The organism is Geodermatophilus bullaregiensis (assembly GCF_016907675.1).
Lineage (GTDB): Bacteria > Actinomycetota > Actinomycetes > Mycobacteriales > Geodermatophilaceae > Geodermatophilus > Geodermatophilus bullaregiensis.
Genome location: NZ_JAFBCJ010000001.1, coordinates 3,183,642 through 3,202,482 on the forward strand (window position 1 = coordinate 3,183,642; position 18,841 = coordinate 3,202,482).

General features: G+C 77.6%; 21 protein-coding genes and 1 riboswitch. Of the genes, 13 read left to right on the forward strand and 8 right to left on the reverse strand.

Annotated features, from left to right (window positions below; translation table 11 throughout):
• The first annotated feature begins 14 nt into the window (after window positions 1–14).
• The 3 genes from JOD57_RS15085 to JOD57_RS25475 all read left to right on the forward strand — a co-directional run bounded on the left by JOD57_RS15085 (window position 15) and on the right by JOD57_RS25475 (window position 4,547).
• Window positions 15–344 (forward strand): tetratricopeptide repeat protein, encoded by a 330-nt coding sequence (locus JOD57_RS15085; RefSeq protein ID WP_204692765.1) that lies wholly within the window; start codon window positions 15–17, stop codon window positions 342–344.
• Window positions 345–453: 109 nt separating this feature from the next.
• Window positions 454–521, forward strand: a riboswitch (cobalamin riboswitch).
• A gap of 52 nt (window positions 522–573) precedes the next feature.
• On the forward strand, window positions 574–4,194 hold the full coding sequence (gene cobN / locus JOD57_RS15090) for a cobaltochelatase subunit CobN (protein WP_204692766.1): 3,621 nt from the start codon (window positions 574–576) through the stop codon (window positions 4,192–4,194).
• Window positions 4,195–4,397: 203 nt separating this feature from the next.
• Window positions 4,398–4,547 carry a hypothetical protein gene (locus tag JOD57_RS25475; RefSeq protein ID WP_239568510.1) on the forward strand — a complete coding sequence of 50 codons (150 nt, stop codon included), beginning with the start codon at window positions 4,398–4,400 and terminating at the stop codon, window positions 4,545–4,547.
• A gap of 66 nt (window positions 4,548–4,613) precedes the next feature.
• Here JOD57_RS25475 and JOD57_RS15100 read toward each other — a convergent pair whose 3' ends face one another.
• Genes JOD57_RS15100 through JOD57_RS15110 form a run of 3 tightly spaced genes read right to left on the reverse strand, consistent with a single transcriptional unit; the run spans window position 4,614 to window position 6,468 of the window.
• A complete protein-coding gene (locus JOD57_RS15100; RefSeq protein ID WP_307824700.1) occupies window positions 4,614–5,390 on the reverse strand; it encodes an adenosylcobinamide-GDP ribazoletransferase in 777 nt (258 codons plus the stop codon).
• A complete protein-coding gene (gene cobU, locus JOD57_RS15105; RefSeq protein WP_204692768.1) occupies window positions 5,387–5,908 on the reverse strand; it encodes a bifunctional adenosylcobinamide kinase/adenosylcobinamide-phosphate guanylyltransferase in 522 nt (173 codons plus the stop codon). Before cobU ends, JOD57_RS15100 begins: the two co-directional genes overlap by 4 nt.
• A complete protein-coding gene (locus tag JOD57_RS15110) occupies window positions 5,905–6,468 on the reverse strand; it encodes a histidine phosphatase family protein (RefSeq protein ID WP_204692769.1) in 564 nt (187 codons plus the stop codon). The genes cobU and JOD57_RS15110 overlap by 4 nt, the downstream gene beginning before the upstream one ends.
• 91 nt (window positions 6,469–6,559) lie before the next feature.
• Here JOD57_RS15110 and JOD57_RS15115 point away from each other — a divergent pair, with 91 nt between their 5' ends.
• Both JOD57_RS15115 and JOD57_RS15120 read left to right on the forward strand, forming a co-directional pair.
• Window positions 6,560–7,348: a Fic family protein gene (locus tag JOD57_RS15115; protein WP_204692770.1), complete on the forward strand. Its 789-nt coding sequence runs from the start codon at window positions 6,560–6,562 to the stop codon at window positions 7,346–7,348.
• 51 nt (window positions 7,349–7,399) lie between these two features.
• Entirely contained in the window at window positions 7,400–8,368 is a 969-nt protein-coding gene (locus JOD57_RS15120) for an aldo/keto reductase (protein WP_204692771.1), read from the forward strand.
• A gap of 14 nt (window positions 8,369–8,382) precedes the next feature.
• On the opposite strand, the gene JOD57_RS15125 is transcribed toward JOD57_RS15120, so the two are convergent.
• On the reverse strand, window positions 8,383–9,240 hold the full coding sequence (locus JOD57_RS15125; protein WP_204692772.1) for an HAD family hydrolase: 858 nt from the start codon (window positions 9,238–9,240) through the stop codon (window positions 8,383–8,385).
• 127 nt (window positions 9,241–9,367) lie between these two features.
• On the opposite strand from JOD57_RS15125, the gene ssd reads away from it, so the two are divergent.
• From ssd to JOD57_RS15160, 7 genes are all read left to right on the forward strand, one after another.
• A complete protein-coding gene (ssd, locus tag JOD57_RS15130; RefSeq protein WP_307824701.1) occupies window positions 9,368–10,483 on the forward strand; it encodes a septum site-determining protein Ssd in 1,116 nt (371 codons plus the stop codon).
• Entirely contained in the window at window positions 10,480–11,619 is a 1,140-nt protein-coding gene (locus tag JOD57_RS15135) for a TadA family conjugal transfer-associated ATPase (RefSeq protein WP_204692774.1), read from the forward strand. Before ssd ends, JOD57_RS15135 begins: the two co-directional genes overlap by 4 nt.
• Window positions 11,616–12,413 carry a type II secretion system F family protein gene (locus JOD57_RS15140; protein WP_204692775.1) on the forward strand — a complete coding sequence of 266 codons (798 nt, stop codon included), beginning with the start codon at window positions 11,616–11,618 and terminating at the stop codon, window positions 12,411–12,413. The genes JOD57_RS15135 and JOD57_RS15140 overlap by 4 nt, the downstream gene beginning before the upstream one ends.
• 10 nt (window positions 12,414–12,423) lie before the next feature.
• Window positions 12,424–13,158: a type II secretion system F family protein gene (locus tag JOD57_RS15145; RefSeq protein ID WP_307824702.1), complete on the forward strand. Its 735-nt coding sequence runs from the start codon at window positions 12,424–12,426 to the stop codon at window positions 13,156–13,158.
• 134 nt (window positions 13,159–13,292) lie between these two features.
• Window positions 13,293–13,616 carry a DUF4244 domain-containing protein gene (locus JOD57_RS26930; RefSeq protein WP_307824703.1) on the forward strand — a complete coding sequence of 108 codons (324 nt, stop codon included), beginning with the start codon at window positions 13,293–13,295 and terminating at the stop codon, window positions 13,614–13,616.
• 107 nt (window positions 13,617–13,723) lie between these two features.
• On the forward strand, window positions 13,724–14,068 hold the full coding sequence (locus JOD57_RS15155) for a TadE family type IV pilus minor pilin (RefSeq protein ID WP_204692776.1): 345 nt from the start codon (window positions 13,724–13,726) through the stop codon (window positions 14,066–14,068).
• Window positions 14,065–14,424 carry an Rv3654c family TadE-like protein gene (locus tag JOD57_RS15160; RefSeq protein ID WP_307824704.1) on the forward strand — a complete coding sequence of 120 codons (360 nt, stop codon included), beginning with the start codon at window positions 14,065–14,067 and terminating at the stop codon, window positions 14,422–14,424. The genes JOD57_RS15155 and JOD57_RS15160 overlap by 4 nt, the downstream gene beginning before the upstream one ends.
• A gap of 6 nt (window positions 14,425–14,430) precedes the next feature.
• Here the strand turns inward: JOD57_RS15160 and JOD57_RS26935 are convergent, their stop codons facing one another.
• Both JOD57_RS26935 and JOD57_RS15170 read right to left on the reverse strand, forming a co-directional pair.
• On the reverse strand, window positions 14,431–14,844 hold the full coding sequence (locus JOD57_RS26935; protein WP_204692778.1) for a YybH family protein: 414 nt from the start codon (window positions 14,842–14,844) through the stop codon (window positions 14,431–14,433).
• On the reverse strand, window positions 14,841–16,466 hold the full coding sequence (locus JOD57_RS15170; RefSeq protein ID WP_307824705.1) for a purine-cytosine permease family protein: 1,626 nt from the start codon (window positions 16,464–16,466) through the stop codon (window positions 14,841–14,843). Before JOD57_RS15170 ends, JOD57_RS26935 begins: the two co-directional genes overlap by 4 nt.
• Before the next feature lie 263 nt (window positions 16,467–16,729).
• On the opposite strand from JOD57_RS15170, the gene JOD57_RS15175 reads away from it, so the two are divergent.
• Complete coding sequence (locus JOD57_RS15175; RefSeq protein WP_204692780.1) at window positions 16,730–17,413, forward strand: cyclase family protein; 684 nt, start codon at window positions 16,730–16,732, stop codon at window positions 17,411–17,413.
• A 6-nt stretch (window positions 17,414–17,419) separates the two neighbouring features.
• Here the strand turns inward: JOD57_RS15175 and JOD57_RS15180 are convergent, their stop codons facing one another.
• Window positions 17,420–18,004, reverse strand: coding sequence for an SDR family oxidoreductase (locus JOD57_RS15180; protein WP_204692781.1), 585 nt, complete (start codon window positions 18,002–18,004; stop codon window positions 17,420–17,422).
• A complete protein-coding gene (locus JOD57_RS15185; RefSeq protein ID WP_204692782.1) occupies window positions 18,004–18,714 on the reverse strand; it encodes an SDR family NAD(P)-dependent oxidoreductase in 711 nt (236 codons plus the stop codon). The genes JOD57_RS15180 and JOD57_RS15185 overlap by 1 nt, the downstream gene beginning before the upstream one ends.
• Window positions 18,715–18,841: the final 127 nt, after the last annotated feature.

Below are 18,841 nucleotides of genomic sequence, written 5' to 3' on the forward strand. Positions count from 1 at the left end.
GCCGTTGAGCGGGCATGACCCCACCGTTCGAGACCGACCTGCACTCGGAGTACCTGCGCGCCGACCTGTTCTTCTCGATGGGGCAGCCCGCCGAGGCCGCGCGGCTGCTGGAGCCGCTGGTCGAGACCGAGCCGGCCAACGAGGCGGCGCTCGAGCTGCTGGCCCGCAGCTACTACGGGTCGGCCCAGCTGCGCCGGGCCGAGGAGGCCCTGCTGCGACTGGTCGAGCTGGCCCCGGCCAACGGGTGGGCGCGCCGCGCGCTGGCCCGCACGCTGGAGCGGCAGAGCCGGGCGGCGGAGGCCACGGTCCACCACCGCGTGGCCGACGCCCTCGGCGCGGAGTGACCGCCCTCGGCGCGGAGTGACCGCCCTCGGCCGGCCGGGCTGACGGCTCCGCGCGCCGTGGAGCCGGTCGGTGCGGGCGGTACCGTCAGCCCACCACGGCAGTGCGCGCAGGAAGCCGGTGCGAACCCGGCGCGGTCCCGCCACTGTGTCCCCGGGTCCCCGGGGGAGCCAGACACTCCGGCTGCCGTGCCCGACGACCCGGGGCGCGGACCCCGAGTGAGGACGCAGCGTGTTCGCCCTGCTCTCCACCAGTGACACCGACCTGCTCTCCGCCCGCGCCAGCGGCGCGGACTGGCGGCTCGGCAACCCCGTCCGGCTCGGCGACGACGGTGTCGCGGCGCTGACCGCGGGAGCCGACCTGGTCGTCGTCCGCATCCTCGGCGTGCGCCGGCAGTACGAGGAGATGCTCGCGCCGCTGCTGGCCGGGCCCGCGCCGGTCGTCGTCCTCGGTGGGGAGCAGGTGCCCGACGCCGAGCTGATGGAGCTGTCCACCGTCCCGATGGGCGTGGCCACCGAGGCGCACGGCTACCTCGCGCAGGGCGGGCCGGACAACCTCGTGCAGCTGCACCGGTTCCTCTCCGACACCGTGCTGCTCACCGGCGAGGGGTTCGAGCCGCCCGCCGTCGCGCCGGACTGGGGCGTCCTGGAGCGCACCGCCGGCACCACGAGCGGGCCGCGGATCGCCGTCCTCTACTACCGGGCGCACCACCTCGCGGGGAACACCGCCTTCGTCGAGGACCTGTGCCGCGCGGTCGAGGACGCCGGTGGCCAGGCGCTGCCGGTGTTCACCTCGTCGCTGCGCAGCGTCTCCGACGAGCTGCTCGACGTCCTGCGCACCGCCGACGCGCTGGTGGTCACCGTGCTCGCCGCCGGCGGCTCGCGCCCGGCCACCGCGCAGGCCGGGGGCGACGACGGCGCCTGGGACGTCGGCCAGCTCGCCTCCCTCGACGTGCCCGTCGTCCAGGGGCTGTGCCTGACCCGCTCGCGCGCCGACTGGCTGGCCGACGACGACGGGCTCTCCCCGCTCGACGTCGGCAACCAGGTCGCCATCCCGGAGTTCGACGGCCGGCTGATCAGCGTGCCGTTCTCCTTCAAGGAGACCGACTCCGACGGCCTGACCACCTACGTGGCCGATCCCGAGCGCGCGGCGCGGGTGGCGGGGACGGCGGTGGCGCACGCCCGGCTCCGGCACACCCCGCCGGCCGAGCGGCGGATCGTGGTCATGCTGTCGGCCTACCCGACCAAGCACGCCCGGATCGGCAACGCCGTCGGGCTGGACACGCCCGCCTCGGTCGTGCGGCTGCTGGCCGCCATGCACGGGCAGGGCTACGACGTCGGCCCGTTCGACGGCCCCGACGCGCTGCCCGGCGTGGCCGACCTCGACGGCGACGCGCTGGTGCACGCGCTCATCGCCGCGGGTGGACAGGACGCCGACTGGCTCACCGACGAGCAGCTGTCGGGGAACCCGGTGCGCATCCCGGCGGCGGAGTACCGGGCGTTCTTCGAGACGCTGCCGGAGGACCTGCGCGCGGCGGTGACCGAGCACTGGGGCGAGGCCCCCGGCTCGCTGTTCGTCGACGGGAGCGACGGCGCCATCGTCTTCGCCGCGCTGCGGGCGGGCAACGTCGTGGTGATGGTGCAGCCGCCGCGCGGCTTCGGCGAGAACCCGATCGCGATCTACCACGACCCCGACCTGCCGCCCTCGCACCACTACCTGGCCGCCTACTGGTGGCTGCGGTCGGTCTTCGGCGCGCACGCGCTGGTGCACGTGGGCAAGCACGGCAACCTCGAGTGGCTGCCCGGCAAGACGGTGGGCCTGTCGGCCTCGTGCGGACCCGACGCCGCGATCGGCGACCTGCCGCTGGTCTACCCGTTCCTCGTCAACGACCCCGGCGAGGGCTCGCAGGCCAAGCGCCGCGCGCACGCCACGCTGGTCGACCACATGGTGCCGCCGATGGCGCGCGCCGACTCCTACGGCGACATCGCCCGGCTGGAGCAGCTGCTCGACGAGCACGCCAACATCGCGGCGATGGACCCGGGGAAGCTGCCCGCCGTCCGCGCGCAGATCTGGACGCTGCTGCAGGCGGCCAGGCTCGACGCCGACCTGGGGCTCAACGAGCGGCCGGCCGACGAGCACTTCGACGAGATGATCCTGCACGTCGACGGCTGGCTCTGCGAGATCAAGGACTCGCAGATCCGCGACGGCCTGCACGTGCTGGGCACCCCGCCGTCGGGCTCGGCCCGCGTCGACCTGGTGCTGGCGATGCTGCGGGCCCGGCAGATCTGGGGCGGCGCGGTCGCGCTGCCCGGGTTGCGGGAGGCGCTCGGCCTGGCCGAGGACGGCTCCGCCGGGCTGCACGCCACCGACGCCGTCGAGGCCTCCGCCGGGGCGCTGGTCGCCGGCATGGAGGACCGGGGCTGGACGGCGGAGGCCGTCGGCCCGGTCGTGCGGGAGGTCCTGGGCCGCGAGGACGAGGGCGTGGCCGCCGTCCTGCGGTTCGCCGTCGAGGAGGTGGTGCCGCGGCTGGAGCGCACCACCGACGAGCTCGACGCGACCCTGCACGCCCTCGAGGGCGGCTACGTGCCGGCCGGGCCGTCGGGCTCGCCGCTGCGCGGGCTGGTCAACGTGCTGCCGACCGGGCGCAACTTCTACTCCGTCGACCCGCGCGCGGTGCCCTCCCGGCTGGCGTGGGAGACCGGGCAGGCGATGGCCGAGTCGCTGGTCGAGCGGTACCTGGCCGACACGGGCGAGTACCCGCCCTCGGTGGGGCTGTCGGTGTGGGGGACCTCGGCGATGCGGACCTCGGGCGACGACGTCGCCGAGGTGCTCGCGCTGCTCGGCGTCCGCCCGGTGTGGGACGACGCGTCGCGGCGGGTGACCTCGCTCGAGCCGGTGCCGCTGGAGGAGCTCGGCCGGCCGCGGATCGACGTCACCGTGCGCATCTCCGGGTTCTTCCGGGACGCCTTCCCGCACGTGGTGACCATGCTCGACGACGCGGTGACGCTGGTGGCGGGGCTGGACGAGCCGGCGGACCGGAACTTCGTGCGGGCCCACGTGGACGCCGACGTCGCCGGGCACGGCGACCGCCGGCGGGCGACCACCCGGGTGTTCGGCTCCAAACCCGGCGCCTACGGGGCGGGGCTGCTGTCGCTGATCGACTCGCGGGACTGGCGGGGCGACGCCGACCTGGCCGAGGTGTACGCGGTCTGGGGCGGCTACGCCTACGGCCGCGACCTCGACGGCGTGCAGGCCCGGCCGGACATGGAGTCGGCCTACCGGCGGATCGCGGTGGCGGCGAAGAACGTCGACACCCGCGAGCACGACATCGCCGACTCCGACGACTACTTCCAGTACCACGGCGGGATGGTGGCCACCGTCCGCGTGCTGACCGGGAAGGCGCCCGCGGCCTACATCGGCGACTCGACCCGGCCGGAGCAGGTGCGCACCCGGTCGCTGACCGAGGAGACCTCGCGGGTCTTCCGGGCGCGAGTGGTCAACCCCAAGTGGCTCTCCGCGATGCGCCGGCACGGGTACAAGGGCGCCTTCGAGCTGGCCGCGACCGTGGACTACCTGTTCGGCTACGACGCCACGACCGGCGTGGTCGCCGACTGGATGTACGAGAAGCTCACCCAGACCTACGTGCTGGACCCGGAGAACCGGGAGTTCATGGAGCGGTCCAACCCGTGGGCGCTGCACGGCATCGCCGAGCGGCTGCTCGAGGCGGTGGACCGGGGCATGTGGGCCGAGCCGGACCCGGCGCTGCTGGCCGAGCTGCGGCAGGCCTACCTCGACACCGAGGGCGACCTGGAGGGCGGCGAGACCCCGGCTCAGCAGGGTGCGTCGGCGTGAGGGAGGACCCTCCCGCCCCGCCGCTCGCACGCTCGCGGCGGGCCCCTGCAGAAGGGCCACCACACGGGTTCGCGCGCTCGACTACTGGGTACCTGACCTGCATGGGCATCCTGAACCGACTCCTCGGAACTGCTGAGACCACGGCTCGTCGGGGCGCCGCCGGAGGCCGCGCCACCGCGGGGCGTGCCACGACCGGGCGCGGCATGGGCCGCACCACGGGCACCACGCGCGGCATGGGCCGCACCCGCATGTCCGCCGGGACCCCGACCCGGCGCATGGGGCGCGGGGCCCCGACCACGGCGGCCTCGGGCGGGCTGGGCCGGCTGCTCGGCTCGCTGACCCGCCGCCGCTGATCGGAGGGCCCCGTCCTCCCACCCTCCGCGAGCTCAGGGGGGCCCGGGACGGGGCCGGCGCGGCCGCTAGGGCAGCGAGGCGGCGGCGACCACGAGCACGACGGTCGCCGCCGCCTCGCCCATGGCCCCCATCACGTCCCCGGTGATCCCGCCGAGGCGGGCCGTCGCCCGTACCCGCACGCCCTCGGCCGCGAGCAGCCCGGCGGCCGACGCGCCCACCAGTGCCGCCGCGGCGCCGGGACCGGCGACCAGCCACGCAGCCGCCCCGGCGAGCACGCCCACGGTGAGCACCCAGGCGGCCAGCCACGGCGCCGACACCGTGCCGGCGACCGCCCGACCCAGCTCCGAGCCCGCGGCGGTCGGCACGCCGGGCAGGCCGGTGCGGGCCATCGCCAGCCGGGCCACGGCCACCGCCGTCCACAGCGCGAGCCAGCCGCCGTCCCGCTCGAGCAGGGCCGCCCCGGCCGCCGCCTGCACCAGCAGCGTGAGCACGAGCGTCACGACGCCGAACGGGCCGACGTCGCCCTGGTGCATCACCTGCAGGGCCCGCTCACGGCCGCGCAGCGGCCCCAGCCCGTCGGCGGTGTCGGCCAGCCCGTCGAGGTGCAGCGCCCGGGTCAGCGCCGCGAGGGCGGCCAGTGCGGCCACCGCCCCGGCCAGCGGGGACACCAGGTGGGCACCCAGCACGCCGACGCCGGCCGCTCCGCCGCCGAGCGCCAGGCCGACCAGCGGCGCCCACGGCAGCACGCCGCGGGTCGAGGCCGCGGCAGCCGCGGGCACCCTCACCACGGTGAGCAGCGCGACCGACTCCAGCGGGCCGGCCCACGGGCGCCGCGCGCTCACCGCAGGCGCTGCGGCAGGCCGGCGACCACGAACCAGACCTCGTCGGCGGTGCCGGCCAGCCGCTGGTTGACCTCGCCGAGGGTGTCGCGGAACAGCCGTCCCGACCGGGTCTCGGGCACCACGCCGAGGCCGACCTCGTCGCTGACCGCGACCACGTGCGCCGGCGTCATCGTCCAGGAGTTGACCAGCGCGTCGCAGCGGCCGGCCAGCCGGTCGAGCGCGCCGGGCTCGTCGGTCCACACCCCGGTCTCGTCCATGAGCGCCGCGACCCACGTGGTCACGCTGTCGACCAGCACCGTGCCACCGCGCAGCAGGTCGCTGGGCGCCGTCGTCTCGAGCGTCGTCCACCCGGCCGGGCGGCGGGCGCGGTGGGCGGCCACCCGCCGTACCCACTCGTCGTCGCCGCCGGCCGGCGTCGACGTGGCCAGGTAGACGACGTCGGCGCGGCCGGCCACCAGCGCCTCCGCGTGCGCCGACTTCCCCGACCGCGACCCGCCGAGCACGAGCACCCTGCTCACGGTGCCGTTCCCGCGGTGAGGTCCAGGCGGGTGACCGTGCCGTTGTGCGGCGTTCCCGCGGGCATCTGCGCGGGGCCGAGCCCGGCCGCGACCGCCTGCGCGGCCCGGATGGTGTCCCCGTGGGTGACCAGCGCGACGACGCCGACCGGTGGCTCGGCCCGCAGCCGCGCGAGGAGGTCCGCGACCCGCGCGTGCAGCTGCGCCAGGCTCTCGCCGCCCTCGGCCGACCAGTGCGGATCGGTCCAGTCGACGACGTCCCACAGCTCCCGGGAGGGCCGGCCCTCCAGCACCCCGTAGCCCTGCTCGCGCAGCGCGGGCGTCGTGGTGAACGGCAGTCCGGTGGCGCGGGCGCAGTGCTCGGCGGTCTGCACCGCCCGGCGCAGGTCGCTGGACAGCACCGCCCCCGGCCGCAGGGCGGCCAGCTCGCGCGCCGCGGCCGCGGCCTGCTCGTGACCCAGCGCGGTGAGCGGCACGTGCGCCGTCTGGCCCTGCATGAGCCCGGCGGCGTTCCACTCGCTCTGGCCGTGCCGGACGAGGAGGAGGGTGAGCGGACGGGCCATGGTGGTCGCCGAGCGTAGGACAGCGCGCGCGGCGGCTCCGGACGGGGACGGCCCTGTCGGGGCGGACCCCGGCGGCTCGTACCGTCGGGGCGTGACCATCCCCGTCCGGCCGGGGGCCGGCCGCCCCGCCGCCGCGTCCGCCGGCGCCGACCCGCTGGCTCCGCTGCTCGACCTCCCCGGGGTCCGTGAGGCCGCCGACGCCGCGCGCGCCGGCATCGACCGGCTCCTGGCGCACCGGCTGATGCGCAACCGGTCGGCCGAGGTCAGCAGCGAGTCGGCGCTGCGCGGCGCCCGCGCCTCCGCGGCCCTGGACGGGGTCGACGTGGCGCTGGCCGACCTGCGCGCCGGCTCGGTGGACGACCCGGTCGTGCAGGGCTCGCTGCGGGTCTCGGTCGGGCTCGGGTCCATGGTCGACACCTGGTCGCGGGCGCCCGGTCAGGTGCTCGCCCGGCTGCACGTGCTGGCCGCCGCCGACCTGGTCGACCGCGCCGACCTCGGCCGGCCCGCACCGCACGCCGGGCCCCGGCTGAACGGCCTCCTCCAGGTGGTCACGAGCACCTCGGCGGTGCCGGCGGTGCTCGTCGCCGGCCTGGTGCACGGCGAGCTCGCCGCGCTGGCACCGTTCGGCACCGCCGACGGCGTCGTCGCCCGCGCCGCCGGCCGGCTCACCACGATCGGCCGCGGCCTGGACCCCAAGGCCGTGTCGGTGCCCGAGGTCGGGTTCGCCGAGCTGGGCGCCGAGGAGTACCGCGGACGCCTGGCCGGCTACGCCTCCGGGGGCCCCGACGGCGTGGCCGCCTGGCTGGTCCACTGCTGCCGGGCCACCGAGCTCGGCGCCCGCGAGGGCCTGGCGATCGCCGAGGCCATCCTGCGCGGCTGACCGCCCGCCGTCCGCCCTGCGGCCCGCACCGGCCCGGGAGAGGGTGGGCGGATGCGCTATCTCGACGTCGACGGGGTCGGCCGGGTCAGCCGGATCGGCCTGGGCACCTGGCAGTTCGGCTCCCGCGAGTGGGGCTACGGCGAGGGGTACGCCTCCGGGGCGGCGAAGGACATCGTGCGCCGCGCCCGCGACCTGGGCGTGACCCTCTTCGACACCGCGGAGGTCTACGGCTTCGGCCGCAGCGAGCGGATCCTCGGCGAGGCGCTGGGCGACGAGCGCGCCGAGGTCGTCGTCGCCTCGAAGCTCTTCCCGGTGGCGCCGTTCCCGCCGGTGGTCCGCAACCGGCTCGAGGGCAGCGCCCGGCGGCTGGGGCTCCAGCGGATCCCGCTGTACCAGGTGCACCAGCCCAACCCCGTCGTCCCCGACACCGTGACGATGCCCGGGCTGCGCACGCTGCTCGACGAGGGCCGCATCGGCGCGGTCGGCGTCTCCAACTACTCGCCGGCGCGCTGGCGGGCCGCCGACGCCGCGCTGGGCCGCCCGGTGGTCAGCAACCAGGTGCAGTTCTCCCTCGCCCGGCCGGGCGCGCTGGCGGACCTCGTACCCTTCGCCGAGCGCGAGCAGCGGGTCGTCATCGCCTACAGCCCGCTGGCGCAGGGGCTGCTCGGTGGCCGCTACGACGTCGACCACCGGCCGGGTGGCGTGCGGGCGGCCAACCCGCTGTTCGGCACGGAGAACCTGCGCCGGGTGCAGCCGCTGCTCGACGTCCTCCGCGACGTCGGCGACGCGCACGGCGTGCGTCCCGGGACGATCGCCCTCGCCTGGCTGGTCTCGCTGCCGCAGGTGGTCGTCATCCCCGGCGCGTCCGGCGTGGAGCAGGTGGAGGCCAACGCCGCGGCCGGCGACGTCGAGCTGCGCCCCGACGAGCAGGCGGCGCTCACCGAGGCGGCCCGGGCGTTCACGCCGGTGTCGGCCGTCCGCACGCTGGCCGACGGCGTCCGCGAGCGGCTCCCGTTCTGACCAGCGGCCCTCCTTCAGGCGCCGCGGCGTCGCCAGCGGCCGGCGACGGGCACCGCGGGCACCGGGGGCGCGACCGCGGCCGGGACGACGCGCAGCGCCCGCCGCCGCGCGTACCAGGCCAGCCCCGCGACCGCCGCGCCCACGCCCACGGCCGCGCCGGTCACCACCGGCGCCGGTGGCACCGGGAAGCGCGAGCGCATGGCCACCGGCCGGGTGAACTCCAGCACCGGCCAGCCCCGCTCGGCGGCGGCCCGCCGCAGTGCCCGGTCGGGGTTGACCGCCGTGGGGTGCCCGACGGCGCTGAGCATGGGCAGGTCGGTGACCGAGTCGCTGTAGGCGTAGCAGTCGGCCAGGTCGTAGCCGCTCTCGGCGGCCACCTGCCGCATCGCCACGGCCTTGTTCTCGCCGTAGGCGTAGAAGTCGATCTCGCCGGTGTAGTGGCCGTCGGCGGTCACCATCCGGGTGGCCACCACGCGGTCGGCGCCGAGCATCTCGCCGATCGGCTCGACCATCTCCGCGCCGCTGCTGGAGACGATGACGATCTCCCGCCCGGCCGCCCGGTGCTCCTCGATGAGGTCGGCGGCCTCGGCGTAGACCAGCGGGTCGACGATCTCGTGCAGCGTCTCCCGGACGATGTCGTGCACCGTCGCGACGTCCCAGCCGGTGGCCATCCGGGTGATCTGCGCCCGCATCCGCTCCATCTGCGCCGCGTCGGCGCCGGCGAGGGAGAAGGTGAACTGCGCGTAGGCGCCCTTGAGCACGGCGCGGCGGTTGATCAGACCGCCCGCGAAGAAGGGGCGGCCGAAGGCCAGGGTGCTGGACTTGGCGATGACCGTCTTGTCCAGGTCGAAGAACGCCGCGGCGCGGGTCACAGCTCACGACTGTAAGCGGATCGGGGGGTGCCGACGGGCACGCGCGCGCCGTCCACACCCCTCCGGGTCATCCACAGATCCCGGCCGCGGCGCCGCCCCGGCTCCCCGCTGCGCTGGGCTCGGTCGCGTGCCTCCCCGCCTGCCCTCCCGCCCGTCATCCGTCCCGCGCTCGCGTCCGCTCGTCGTCAGCACCGACGAGGACCTCCTCGACGACGTCCTGCGGCTCCTGGCCGCGGCCGGCACCGAACCGGAGGTCGCCACCGGCGGTCCGGCGCTGCGGCGTGCCGTCCGGGAGGCCCCGGTCGTCCTGCTCGGTGCCGACGTCCTCGCCAGCCCGGCGGTCCGTGCGCTGCCCCGGCGGCCGGGCGTGGTGGTCGTGGCGGCGCACCCGCTCCCCGCGCCGGCGTGGGCGGCCGCGGTCGAGCTGGGCGCCGAGCGCGTCGCCGTCCTCCCCGACGACGAGGCGTGGCTGGTGTCCCGTGCCGCCGACGCCGTGCGCTCGCCGGTCGAGCGCGGCCGGCTGGTCGTGGTGGGCGGCAGCTGCGGCGGTGCCGGCGCCAGCACGCTGGCCGCCGCGCTGGCCGTCACCGCGGCTGAGGACACCGAGGGCGTGCTGCTGGTCGACGCCGACGTGTGGGGCGGCGGGTTGGACCTGCTGCTGGGAGGCGAGGACGCCGAGGGGCTGCGGTGGCCCGCGCTGACCGGGGTGCGTGGCCGGGTGGCCGGCGACGCGCTGCTCGCCGCCCTGCCCGAGGTCGGCGGGGTGCACGTGCTGGCCGCCTCCCGGGAGGACCCCGCGCCGCTGCCGGCCGAGGCGCTGACCGCCGTCGTCGACGCCGCCCGTGCCTGCGGATGGCCGGTGGTGGTCGACCTGCCCCGCCCCGGCCCGCGGGGTGACGGGCTGGCCGAGGCCGTGCTCGCCGAGGCCGACCTCGCCGTGCTGGTCGTCCCCGCGCGGCTGCGCGCGGCGTCCGCTGCCCGGCTGCTGGTGTCCGGTCCACCCGCCGGCCCGGCGCCCTGGTCGGCGGCCCACCTGATCGCGCGTCCGGTCCCCGGCGGCCTGTCGGGACAGGAGGTGGCGACCGTGGTCGGCCGCCCGGTGGCCGCGGAGCTGGGCCACGACCGCGGCGCCCTGCCGCGCGGGGAGCGGGGTGAGCCGCCGTCCGTGGCCCCGCGCAGTCCCCTCGGTGCCCTCACCCGCCGGCTGCTGGGCGAGCTCGACCGGTCCCGGTGGGCGGCGTGAGCGCGCTGCCGCTGGTCGAGCGGGTCCGCGCCCGCCTGGCCCTCGAGCCCGGACCGCCCAGCCGGGCGGCCGTCGCCGCGCTGGTGCGGGAGGAGGCCGGCCTGCTCGGGGACGCCGACGTCCTCGACGCGGTCCGGGACGCGGTCCACGAGCTGGCCGGCGCCGGACCGCTGGAGCCCCTGCTGCGCGAGCCCGCGGTCACCGACGTCCTTGTCAACGGCCCCGCCGAGGTGTGGGTGGACCGCGGCGCCGGCCTCGAGCGGGCCGGGGTGCGCTTCCCCGACGAGGACGCCGTCCGCCGGCTGGCCGTGCGGCTGGCGGCCAGCGCCGGACGCCGACTCGACGACGCCGCGCCGTGGGTGGACGCCGGCCTGCCCGACGGCACGCGGCTGCACGCGGTCCTCCCGCCGGTCTCGGGCGCCGGCACCTGCCTGTCGCTGCGGGTGCTGCGCCGCTGCTCGCTGGGGCTGGCGGAGCTCGCCGCGCACGGGACGCTGCCCGGTGCGTCGGAGGGGCTGCTGCGGGCGGTGCTGCACGCGCGGCTGGCCTTCCTCGTCACCGGGGGCACCGGGTCGGGCAAGACCACCCTGCTGTCCGCGCTGCTCGGCGAGGTGCCCGACGGCGAGCGCATCGTGCTGTGCGAGGACGCCGCGGAGCTGACGCCGGCCCACCCGCACGTCGTCCGGCTGCTCACCCGCCCGCCCAACGTCGAGGGCGTCGGCCGGGTGACGCTGCGCGACCTGGTGCGCCAGGCGCTGCGGATGCGGCCGGACCGGCTGGTGGTCGGTGAGGTCCGCGGCGCCGAGGTGACCGACCTGCTCGCCGCACTGAACACCGGGCACGACGGCGGCTGCGGCACCCTGCACGCCAACCGGCCGGGAGAGGTGCCGGCACGGCTGGAGGCACTCGGGGTCGCCGCGGGCCTCGACCGCCGGGCCGTGCACAGCCAGGCGGCGGCCGCGCTCGCCGTCGTCGTCCACCTGCGCCGCACCCCGGCGGGTCGGCGGGTCGACGAGATCGGCGTGGTCCGCCGCGACGGTGACCTGGTGACCGTCGAACCGGGCTGGCGGGCCGACGGCGGCCCGTGCCCGGGGGAGCCGCGGCTGGCCGCGCTGCTCGACGGGACGGCGGCGTGACCGGGGCGCTGGTGCTGGTCGCGGCGGCGGTGCTGCTCTGGCCCGGCCGGTCGGTGCACCGGCGCCGGCGGTTGCGCCGGCTGACCCGCGCGGGATCGGCGCGCACCCGGTGGGCGGCCACGGTGCCGCCGCCGGCCTGGCCCGGACTCGCCGCGGCGCTGGCCGGCGCCGGGGGAGCGCTGCTGAGCACCCCGCTGGTCGCCGTGCTGGCCGGGGTGCTGGCCGCCGGCGCCGTGCGCGCCGCCGTCCGGCAGCGCGGTCAGCGCCGCGACGACGAGCGGCTCGACGCCCTCGCCGATGCGCTCGCCGCGCTCGGTGCCGAGCTGCGCAGCGGCCGCCCGCTGGAGGCCGCGACGGGGTCCGCCGTCGCCGTGTGCGCCGACGCCGAGTCCGGTGCGGCGCTCGCCCGGGCGCTCCGTGCCCCGGGCGCGGGTCCGCTGGAGGCCCGGTCGGACCTCGACCGCGCGCTCGACCGGGTCGCCGCGGCGGTGCTGCTCAGCGCCCGCACCGGCTGCTCGCTGGCCGCGGTCACCGGCGCGGTCGAGGACGACCTGCGCGCCCGCCGGCGGCAGCGGCTGGAGCTGTGCTCGGCGACCGCCGGTCCGCGCGCCAGTGCCGCGCTGCTGGCCGGGCTGCCGCTGCTGGCGCTGGCGATGGGCAGCGGCATCGGCGCCGCCCCGTGGGCGGTCCTCACCACGACCGCGGCCGGGCAGGTGCTGCTCGTCCTCGGCGTCGCCCTGGAGGCGGCCGGGCTGGCGTGGTCGGCGCGGCTGGTCCGGCGGGCCCTGCGGTGAGCGGGACGCCGTGACGACCGCCCTGGCGGCGCTGCTGCTCGCCGCCGCGCTGTGCGCCTGGCCGCCGTCCACCGCGCGGCTGGCCGCCCGTGTGCGGGCCGTGGCCCGGTCGCCCGGCCCGTCGCCCGTCGCCTCCCCTCCGGTCGCCGGGACGCCGCCCGGCGGCAGCCGGCGCCTCCTGCTCCCGGTGGCCGCCGGCCTCGCCACGGCCCTGCTGCTCGGTGGCGCGGCCGGCGCCGTGAGCGGGCTGGTCGCCGCCGTGGTGGCCGACCGGCTGCTGCAGCGCGCGTCGGGCCGGGACGACGGTGGCGAGCAGGTGACGGCGGAGCTGCCGGTGGCCTGCGACCTGCTGGCCGTCTGCCTGGGCGCGGGCCTGCCGGTCGGCAGCGCGCTGGCCGCCGTCGCGCCGGCCCTCCCGGGTCCGCTGGGCGAGGCGCTCGCGACCGTCGCGGGCCGGCTGCGGCTGGGCGCGGCTCCGCACGTGGCCTGGAGTGCCACGCCGGCCGAGCTGGCCGGGCTGAGCCGGGTGCTGGTGCGGGCGGGGGAGTCCGGAGCCGCGGCGGTGCCCGCGCTGCACACCCTCGCCGGCGAGGCGCGCACCGCGGCCCGCAGCCGCACCGAGGCCGGGGTGCGCCGCGCGGGCGTCTGGGTGCTCGCCCCGCTCGGGCTGTGCTTCCTGCCCGCCTTCGTCTGCCTGGGCATCGCGCCGCTGGTCATCGGCATCGCCGGCCAGGTGTTCGGGTGAGCGGTGTCCGGGTGGGCGGTGTCCACAGGCCGGCCGGTTCCCCACAGGTCCGGCCGGGACCTGGAGACGCCCACCGGGCGCCGCGAGGGTCGGTGCGTGCCCCGCAGACCGGGGCCGGACCCCGAGGAGGACACGTGACCGCCCACCAGCCGCCCGCCCCCCAGGCCGCCGCCCGGCAGCCCGACCCCGAGCAGCCCGACCCCGAGCAGCCCGACCCCGAGCAGCCCGACCCCGACGGCGCCGCGTCCTCGGCGACGCCGCCCCGCCGCGGACGGCTCGCCGGTCGCTGGGACCGGGTCGCCGCCACCGCCGAGGCCGGCATGAGCACCGCCGAGTACGCCGTCGGCACGGTCGCCGCCTGCGCCTTCGCCGCGGTGCTCTACCGCGTGGTGACCGGCGGCTCGATCGTCAGCGCACTCGGCGACCTGGTCGAGTCCGCGCTCGGCGTCCTGTCCTGACCGTGCGACGGCCGCGACAGCCGCCCCGGGTGCGGCGGCCGCGACGGCCGCCCCGGGTGCGGCGGCTGCGGCGGGGCGGCGTCCCGCACGACCGCCGGGAGGCGGGGATGGTGACCGCCGAGACCGCCGTCGTCCTGCCCGTGCTGCTGCTGGTGCTGGCCGCGGTCGTCGCGGCCGTCGTCGTGGTCGGTGCGCAGCTGCGCTGCGTGGACGCGGCCCGTGAGGGCGCCCGGGCCGCCGCCCGCGGCGAGGACCTCGCCGTCGTCCGTGCCGTCACCGCCTCCGCCGCCCCCGACGGGGCGCTGACCACGGTGTCCGTCGAGGGAGCCGAGGTGCGGGTGACGGTCAGCGCCGAGGTCGCTCCGCTGGGCGCGGTGCACCTGGGCGTCGGCGTGGCCGCGACCGCGGTCGCCCGGCTGGAGCCCGGCGTCGCCACCGGGGGTGCCGGGTGACGGCCGGGGGGAGGGAGCGCGGGTCCGCGACCGTGTGGGCCGTGGCGCTGGCCGGGGTCCTCGCCGCCGTCGGCCTGGCCGCGGTGCTGGTCGGTGCCGCGGTCGTGGCCCGCCACCGGGCCGGCTCCGCGGCCGACCTGGCCGCCCTGGCCGCCGCGTCCCGGGCGGTGGTGGGCGACCCGGCCGCCTGCGCCACCGCCGGCGAGGTGGCGCAGGCCAACGGCGCCGCCCTCACCACCTGCGCCGTGGGGGACGGCGCCGTCGTCGACGTGACCGTCGAGGTGGGCGTCCGGCTGGGGCCGCTGGGCACCCGCCGGGCGACGGGGACCGCCCGCGCCGGCCCGGTGCAGCCGTGACCGCGGCTACCCGGCCGCCCCGGGAGCGGGCGAGAGGTGCTCGTGGACGGCCAGCCACCGCCCGGACGGGTCCCGGCAGAAGACGATCGTCTCCCGCTCCCACAGCTCCTCCCGCCCCGCCCGGGTGGCCACGGTCGTGCGCACCGCGTGCGTCAGCACGGCCGTGTCCCCGAGCACCTGGACGCGCGTGCCGGAGGTCCGGCAGCCCAGCACCCGGAAGTCGTCCTCCCGCACCCAGGAGTCCCACTCACTCCGGTACTCCTCGCGGGAGGTCAGCAGCCGGTCGGTGCCGTGGAAGAGGAACGTGGCGTCCTCGCGGAAGCAGGCGAGGTACTCCTCCAGGTCGTTGCGTCCGAACGCCGCTACGAGAGCGGCGGCCGCCTCGCGCACCTCGCCGGCGACGTCGGTGCGCTCGCTCACCGGTCGACCGGCTCCCCGGCGACCGGATGCCCGGCGACCGGATGCCCGGCGACCGGATGCCCGGCGACCGGCTGCCCGGCGACCGGCTGCGGGCGGCGCCCGGCGCGGTGCACCGAGGCGCGCGGGTCGTCGGTCACCGGCACCACCTCGGCCTCCTTCGCCGGGACCAGCCGCGGGCCGGCCGGTCCGAAGACGTACCGGGGCTCGGGGAAGGCGAACAGCAGGGCCAGGTAGACGACCGCCGCGAGACCCAGGGACATGGGCAGGCTGATGTCCACCCCGCCGGCCGCGTCGGTGAAGGGGCCCACGATGAGCGGCGGGTAGTTGGCGAACAGCAGCCCCACGACCGCCGCGGGGACCCAGGCGGCCATCCCGCGCCAGTTCACCCCGCTGCTGAACCAGTAGCGCCCGCCGACCCGGCCCTGGTTGAAGACCTGCACGTCCTCGGGCGAGTAGTACCCGCGGCGCACCCAGTAGCCGATCATCATGATGATCATCCAGGGCGTCGTGCAGATGACGATCGCGCCGATGAAGGCGTTGACGCTGGCCAGCAGGTCGAACACCAGCCGGCCCACCAGGATGAACGCGAACGCCAGCGCCCCGATGACCAGCGACGCCTGCACCCGGTTGAGGCGGGGGAAGACCGAGGAGAAGTCCAGGCCCGTGCCGTACAGGGAGGTCACGCCGGTCGACATGCCGCCGAGGAACGCCACGACCATGAGCAGGACGGCGTACCAGAGCGGCGAGACCTGGATCAGCGCGAAGACGTAGTCGGCCTCACCGGCGACGAGGGTCGCCGTCCCGACGCCGAAGAGGAACGGCACCAGCGTGGCCAGCTGGCCGAGGAACGTCGCCCCCATCAGCCGCGACGGGCGGGTGCCGGCCGGGACGTAGCGCGACCAGTCGCCGAGGAAGGCCCCGAAGCTGACCGGGTTGCCCATGACGATCAGCGCGGACAGCACGAACGTCGGCCAGAACCCGCCGAGCGCGTAGGCCTCCGGGCCGGGGTCGTAGCCGAAGTCGAACAAGGTGGCGTAGGCGACCAGCCCGAGCAGCATCAGCGACGTGTTGGCCAGCACCACGACCTTGTTGACCAGCAGCATCAGCTGGTAGCCGTAGATGACGACCACGATCACCAGGGCGCCGAGGACGGCGTAGATCACCCCGCGGAGCAGGTCGGAGTCGCCGGTCCCGAAGAGCCGGGTGGCGGCGCCGACGAGGGCGTCCCCGCTGACCCACACCGAGATCGAGTAGAACGAGATCGCCGTCAGCAGGGAGAGGAACGACCCCAGCACGCGGCCGCGGACGCCGAAGTGCGCGCCCGAGGACACCGCGTTGTTCGTGCCGGTCCGCGGGCCGAACAGGCCCATGGGCATGAGGATCAGCGCCCCGACGACCACGCCGACGACGGTCGCGGCCACGGCCTGCACCAGGTCCAGGCCCAGCAGCACCGGGAAGGTGCCGAGGATGACCGTGGCGAAGGTGTTGGCCCCGCCGAACTGGATCCGGAACAGGTCGAAGGGACCCGACGTCCGCTCCGCGTCCGGGATCGTGTCGATCCCGTGCTGCTCCACCTCGGTCACCCGTGGCCGCCGCTGCTCGGCGACCTCTGCTCCGCTCACGTGCACCTCCCGCTGTGGCGGTGGACGGGCCACCGCGGTGCGCAGAGGGTAGAGCCGGGTTGCCTGATGGGCAACGATCGTTTCACAGAGGTGACCCGGCATGCTGAGATGCCGAGGACGGACGCCGACGAGGGGTGCCGTGGCGGGCGGGGTACGGCGGCCCACGAGGCCCCGCCGCCGCGCACCTGGCTGGGCCCCTCGACGACCCGTGAGGTCCTGTGGTCCTCACCCCCGCCCGTGACCGCCGACCCCGAGGAGCCCCGGTGACCGGTCCTGCCCCGTCCGTCCGCGAGGTGGTCGACCTCTCGCACCCGCTGGACGACGACACCCCCGTCTACCCGGGCGACCCGGTGGCCCGCTTCAGCCCCGCGGCCACCGTCGCGGCCGACGGCTACAACGTCCTGCACGTGCGGATGGGCTCGCAGACCGGCACGCACGTCGACGCGCCGTACCACTTCCTCGAGGACGGCGCCCGCGTCGACGAGCTCCCGCTCGAGCACTTCCTCGGCCCGGCCGTCGTCGCCGACGTCCGCGGCAAGCCGCCGCACGGCCGGATCGAGTGGGCGGACCTGGCGCCGTGCGCGTCCCTGCTCGGCCCCGGGCGCATCCTGCTGCTGCGCACCGGGTGGGACGAGCACTGGGGGACCGACGCCTACTTCGACCACCCGTACCTGACCGGGGACGCCGCCGCCCGCGTGGTGGCCGCCGGCGTCCGCACCGTCGGGCTCGACGCGCTCAGCCTCGACGAGACCGTGGTCGGGGGCGCACCCGCCGACGGGTTCGCCGCCCACCTCGAGGTGCTCGGCGCCGGCGGAGTGATCGTCGAGAACCTGCGGGGCCTGGGGGCGGTGCCGGCCGAGGACGCGGTGGTCAGCGTGCTGCCGCTGCGGCTGGCCGGGGCCGACGGGGCCCCGGTGCGGGCGGTGGCGTTCCGGCTCGGCCGCTGAGCACCCTCAGGGCCGCAGCGGCCCGCCCCGGCCCAGGGTGAGCAGCTGCCCGACGACCGACCCGGCCGCGTCGCCGCACAGGTAGGACACCGCGGCGGCCACCACCGCGGGGGACGGCGGCGCGGCGGGGTCGGCGACGACCTCGTTGACCGTGACGGCGTCCGGGCCGAGGTCGCGGGCGAGGGTCTTGGTCAGCGCCACCAGCGCCCCCTGCACCGCCGCGTCGGCCGTGGCCTGCGGGCGGTCGACCGTCGTCCACCCGCTGCCGAGGAACACCAGCCGCCCGGCGCCGGACCGGCGCAGCGCCGGCGCGGCCGCCCGGGCGAGCCGGAAGGCGGGCGTCAGGCAGGCCGTCACCCCCGCGTACCAGCGCGCGGGGTCGGCGCCGGGGAACGGCCCTGGTGAGGGCCGTCCGACGGCGCAGACGAGGGCGTGCAGCACGCCGTCCCCGGCGGCCCCGGCGACGGCGCCGTCCGGGTCGGCCGCGGGACCCACCGCGGTGACGCGCAGGCCGTCGGCGGTCAGCCGCGCCACGACGGCCTCGGCCACCGCGGCGTCGTCGCACCGGACGAGTGCCGTGCGGGCGGCCATCAGATGGTCGCCCCGGCGTTCGGGGAGAGGACCTGGCCGCAGAGCGCCGTCCCCGCCTCGAGCAGGAACAGCGCGGCCGCGGCGATCTCGTCGGGACGGACCAGCCGCTGGACCGGCAGCGTGCCCAGGAAGTCGGCCGACCGCCAGGGCGAGGTGTCCTCGAGCATGGGCGTGTCCGCGGCACCGGGCGCGACGGTGTTGACGGCGACGCCGGTGCCGCCGACCTCGGTGGCCAGCGCCCGGGTGAACCCGACGATCGCGCCCTTGCTCGCGGCGTAGTGGGCGTCGCCCTGGCTGCCGCCGACCCCCAGGTCCGAGGAGACGGTGACGACGCCGCCCTCACCGCGGGAGACCATCCGGGGGACGACGGCGGCGCAGGCGTTGGCGGTGCCGGAGAGGTTGACCGCCATCATCCGGTGCCAGCGCGCGTCGTCGATCTCCTCGACCGGGAGGATCTCGTACACGCCGGCCGCGGTGACCAGCGCGCCGACGGGGCCGAGCTCGCGCTCCACCCGGTCGACGGCCGCCTCGACCGCGGCCGCGTCGGTCACGTCCACCTCGACCCCCAGCGCGGTCGCCGGGCTGGGCCGCAGGTCGAACGCGGCGACCCGCCAGCCGGCGGCGGTCAGCGCCCCGGCGACGGCGGCGCCGAGGCCGCTGGCGGCCCCGGTGACGACCGCGACGGCGGGCCGGCTCGGGTCGTCGGCCACGCCACCTCCTGCGTCGGCCCGCGCGGCGGGTGCCCGGGCGACCGCCGGCTGCGCGGTCGCCGCCAGTCTGTCAGCCGCGCACCGCCCGCACCTCCGGCGCAGGGCGACGAGGGGTCGCCGGACGCCC

What these genes read in the sequence shown, in the direction of transcription:
- JOD57_RS15085 (WP_204692765.1), top strand. Translation starts at nt 15, where the DNA reads ATGACCCCACCGTTCGAGACCGACCTGCACTCGGAGTACCTGCGCGCC.
- JOD57_RS25475 (WP_239568510.1), top strand. Translation starts at nt 4,398, where the DNA reads ATGGGCCGCACCACGGGCACCACGCGCGGCATGGGCCGCACCCGCATG.
- JOD57_RS15110 (WP_204692769.1), bottom strand. Translation starts at nt 6,468, where the DNA reads ATGGCCCGTCCGCTCACCCTCCTCCTCGTCCGGCACGGCCAGAGCGAG.
- JOD57_RS15120 (WP_204692771.1), top strand. Translation starts at nt 7,400, where the DNA reads ATGCGCTATCTCGACGTCGACGGGGTCGGCCGGGTCAGCCGGATCGGC.
- JOD57_RS15155 (WP_204692776.1), top strand. Translation starts at nt 13,724, where the DNA reads ATGGTGACCGCCGAGACCGCCGTCGTCCTGCCCGTGCTGCTGCTGGTG.
- JOD57_RS15180 (WP_204692781.1), bottom strand. Translation starts at nt 18,004, where the DNA reads ATGGCCGCCCGCACGGCACTCGTCCGGTGCGACGACGCCGCGGTGGCC.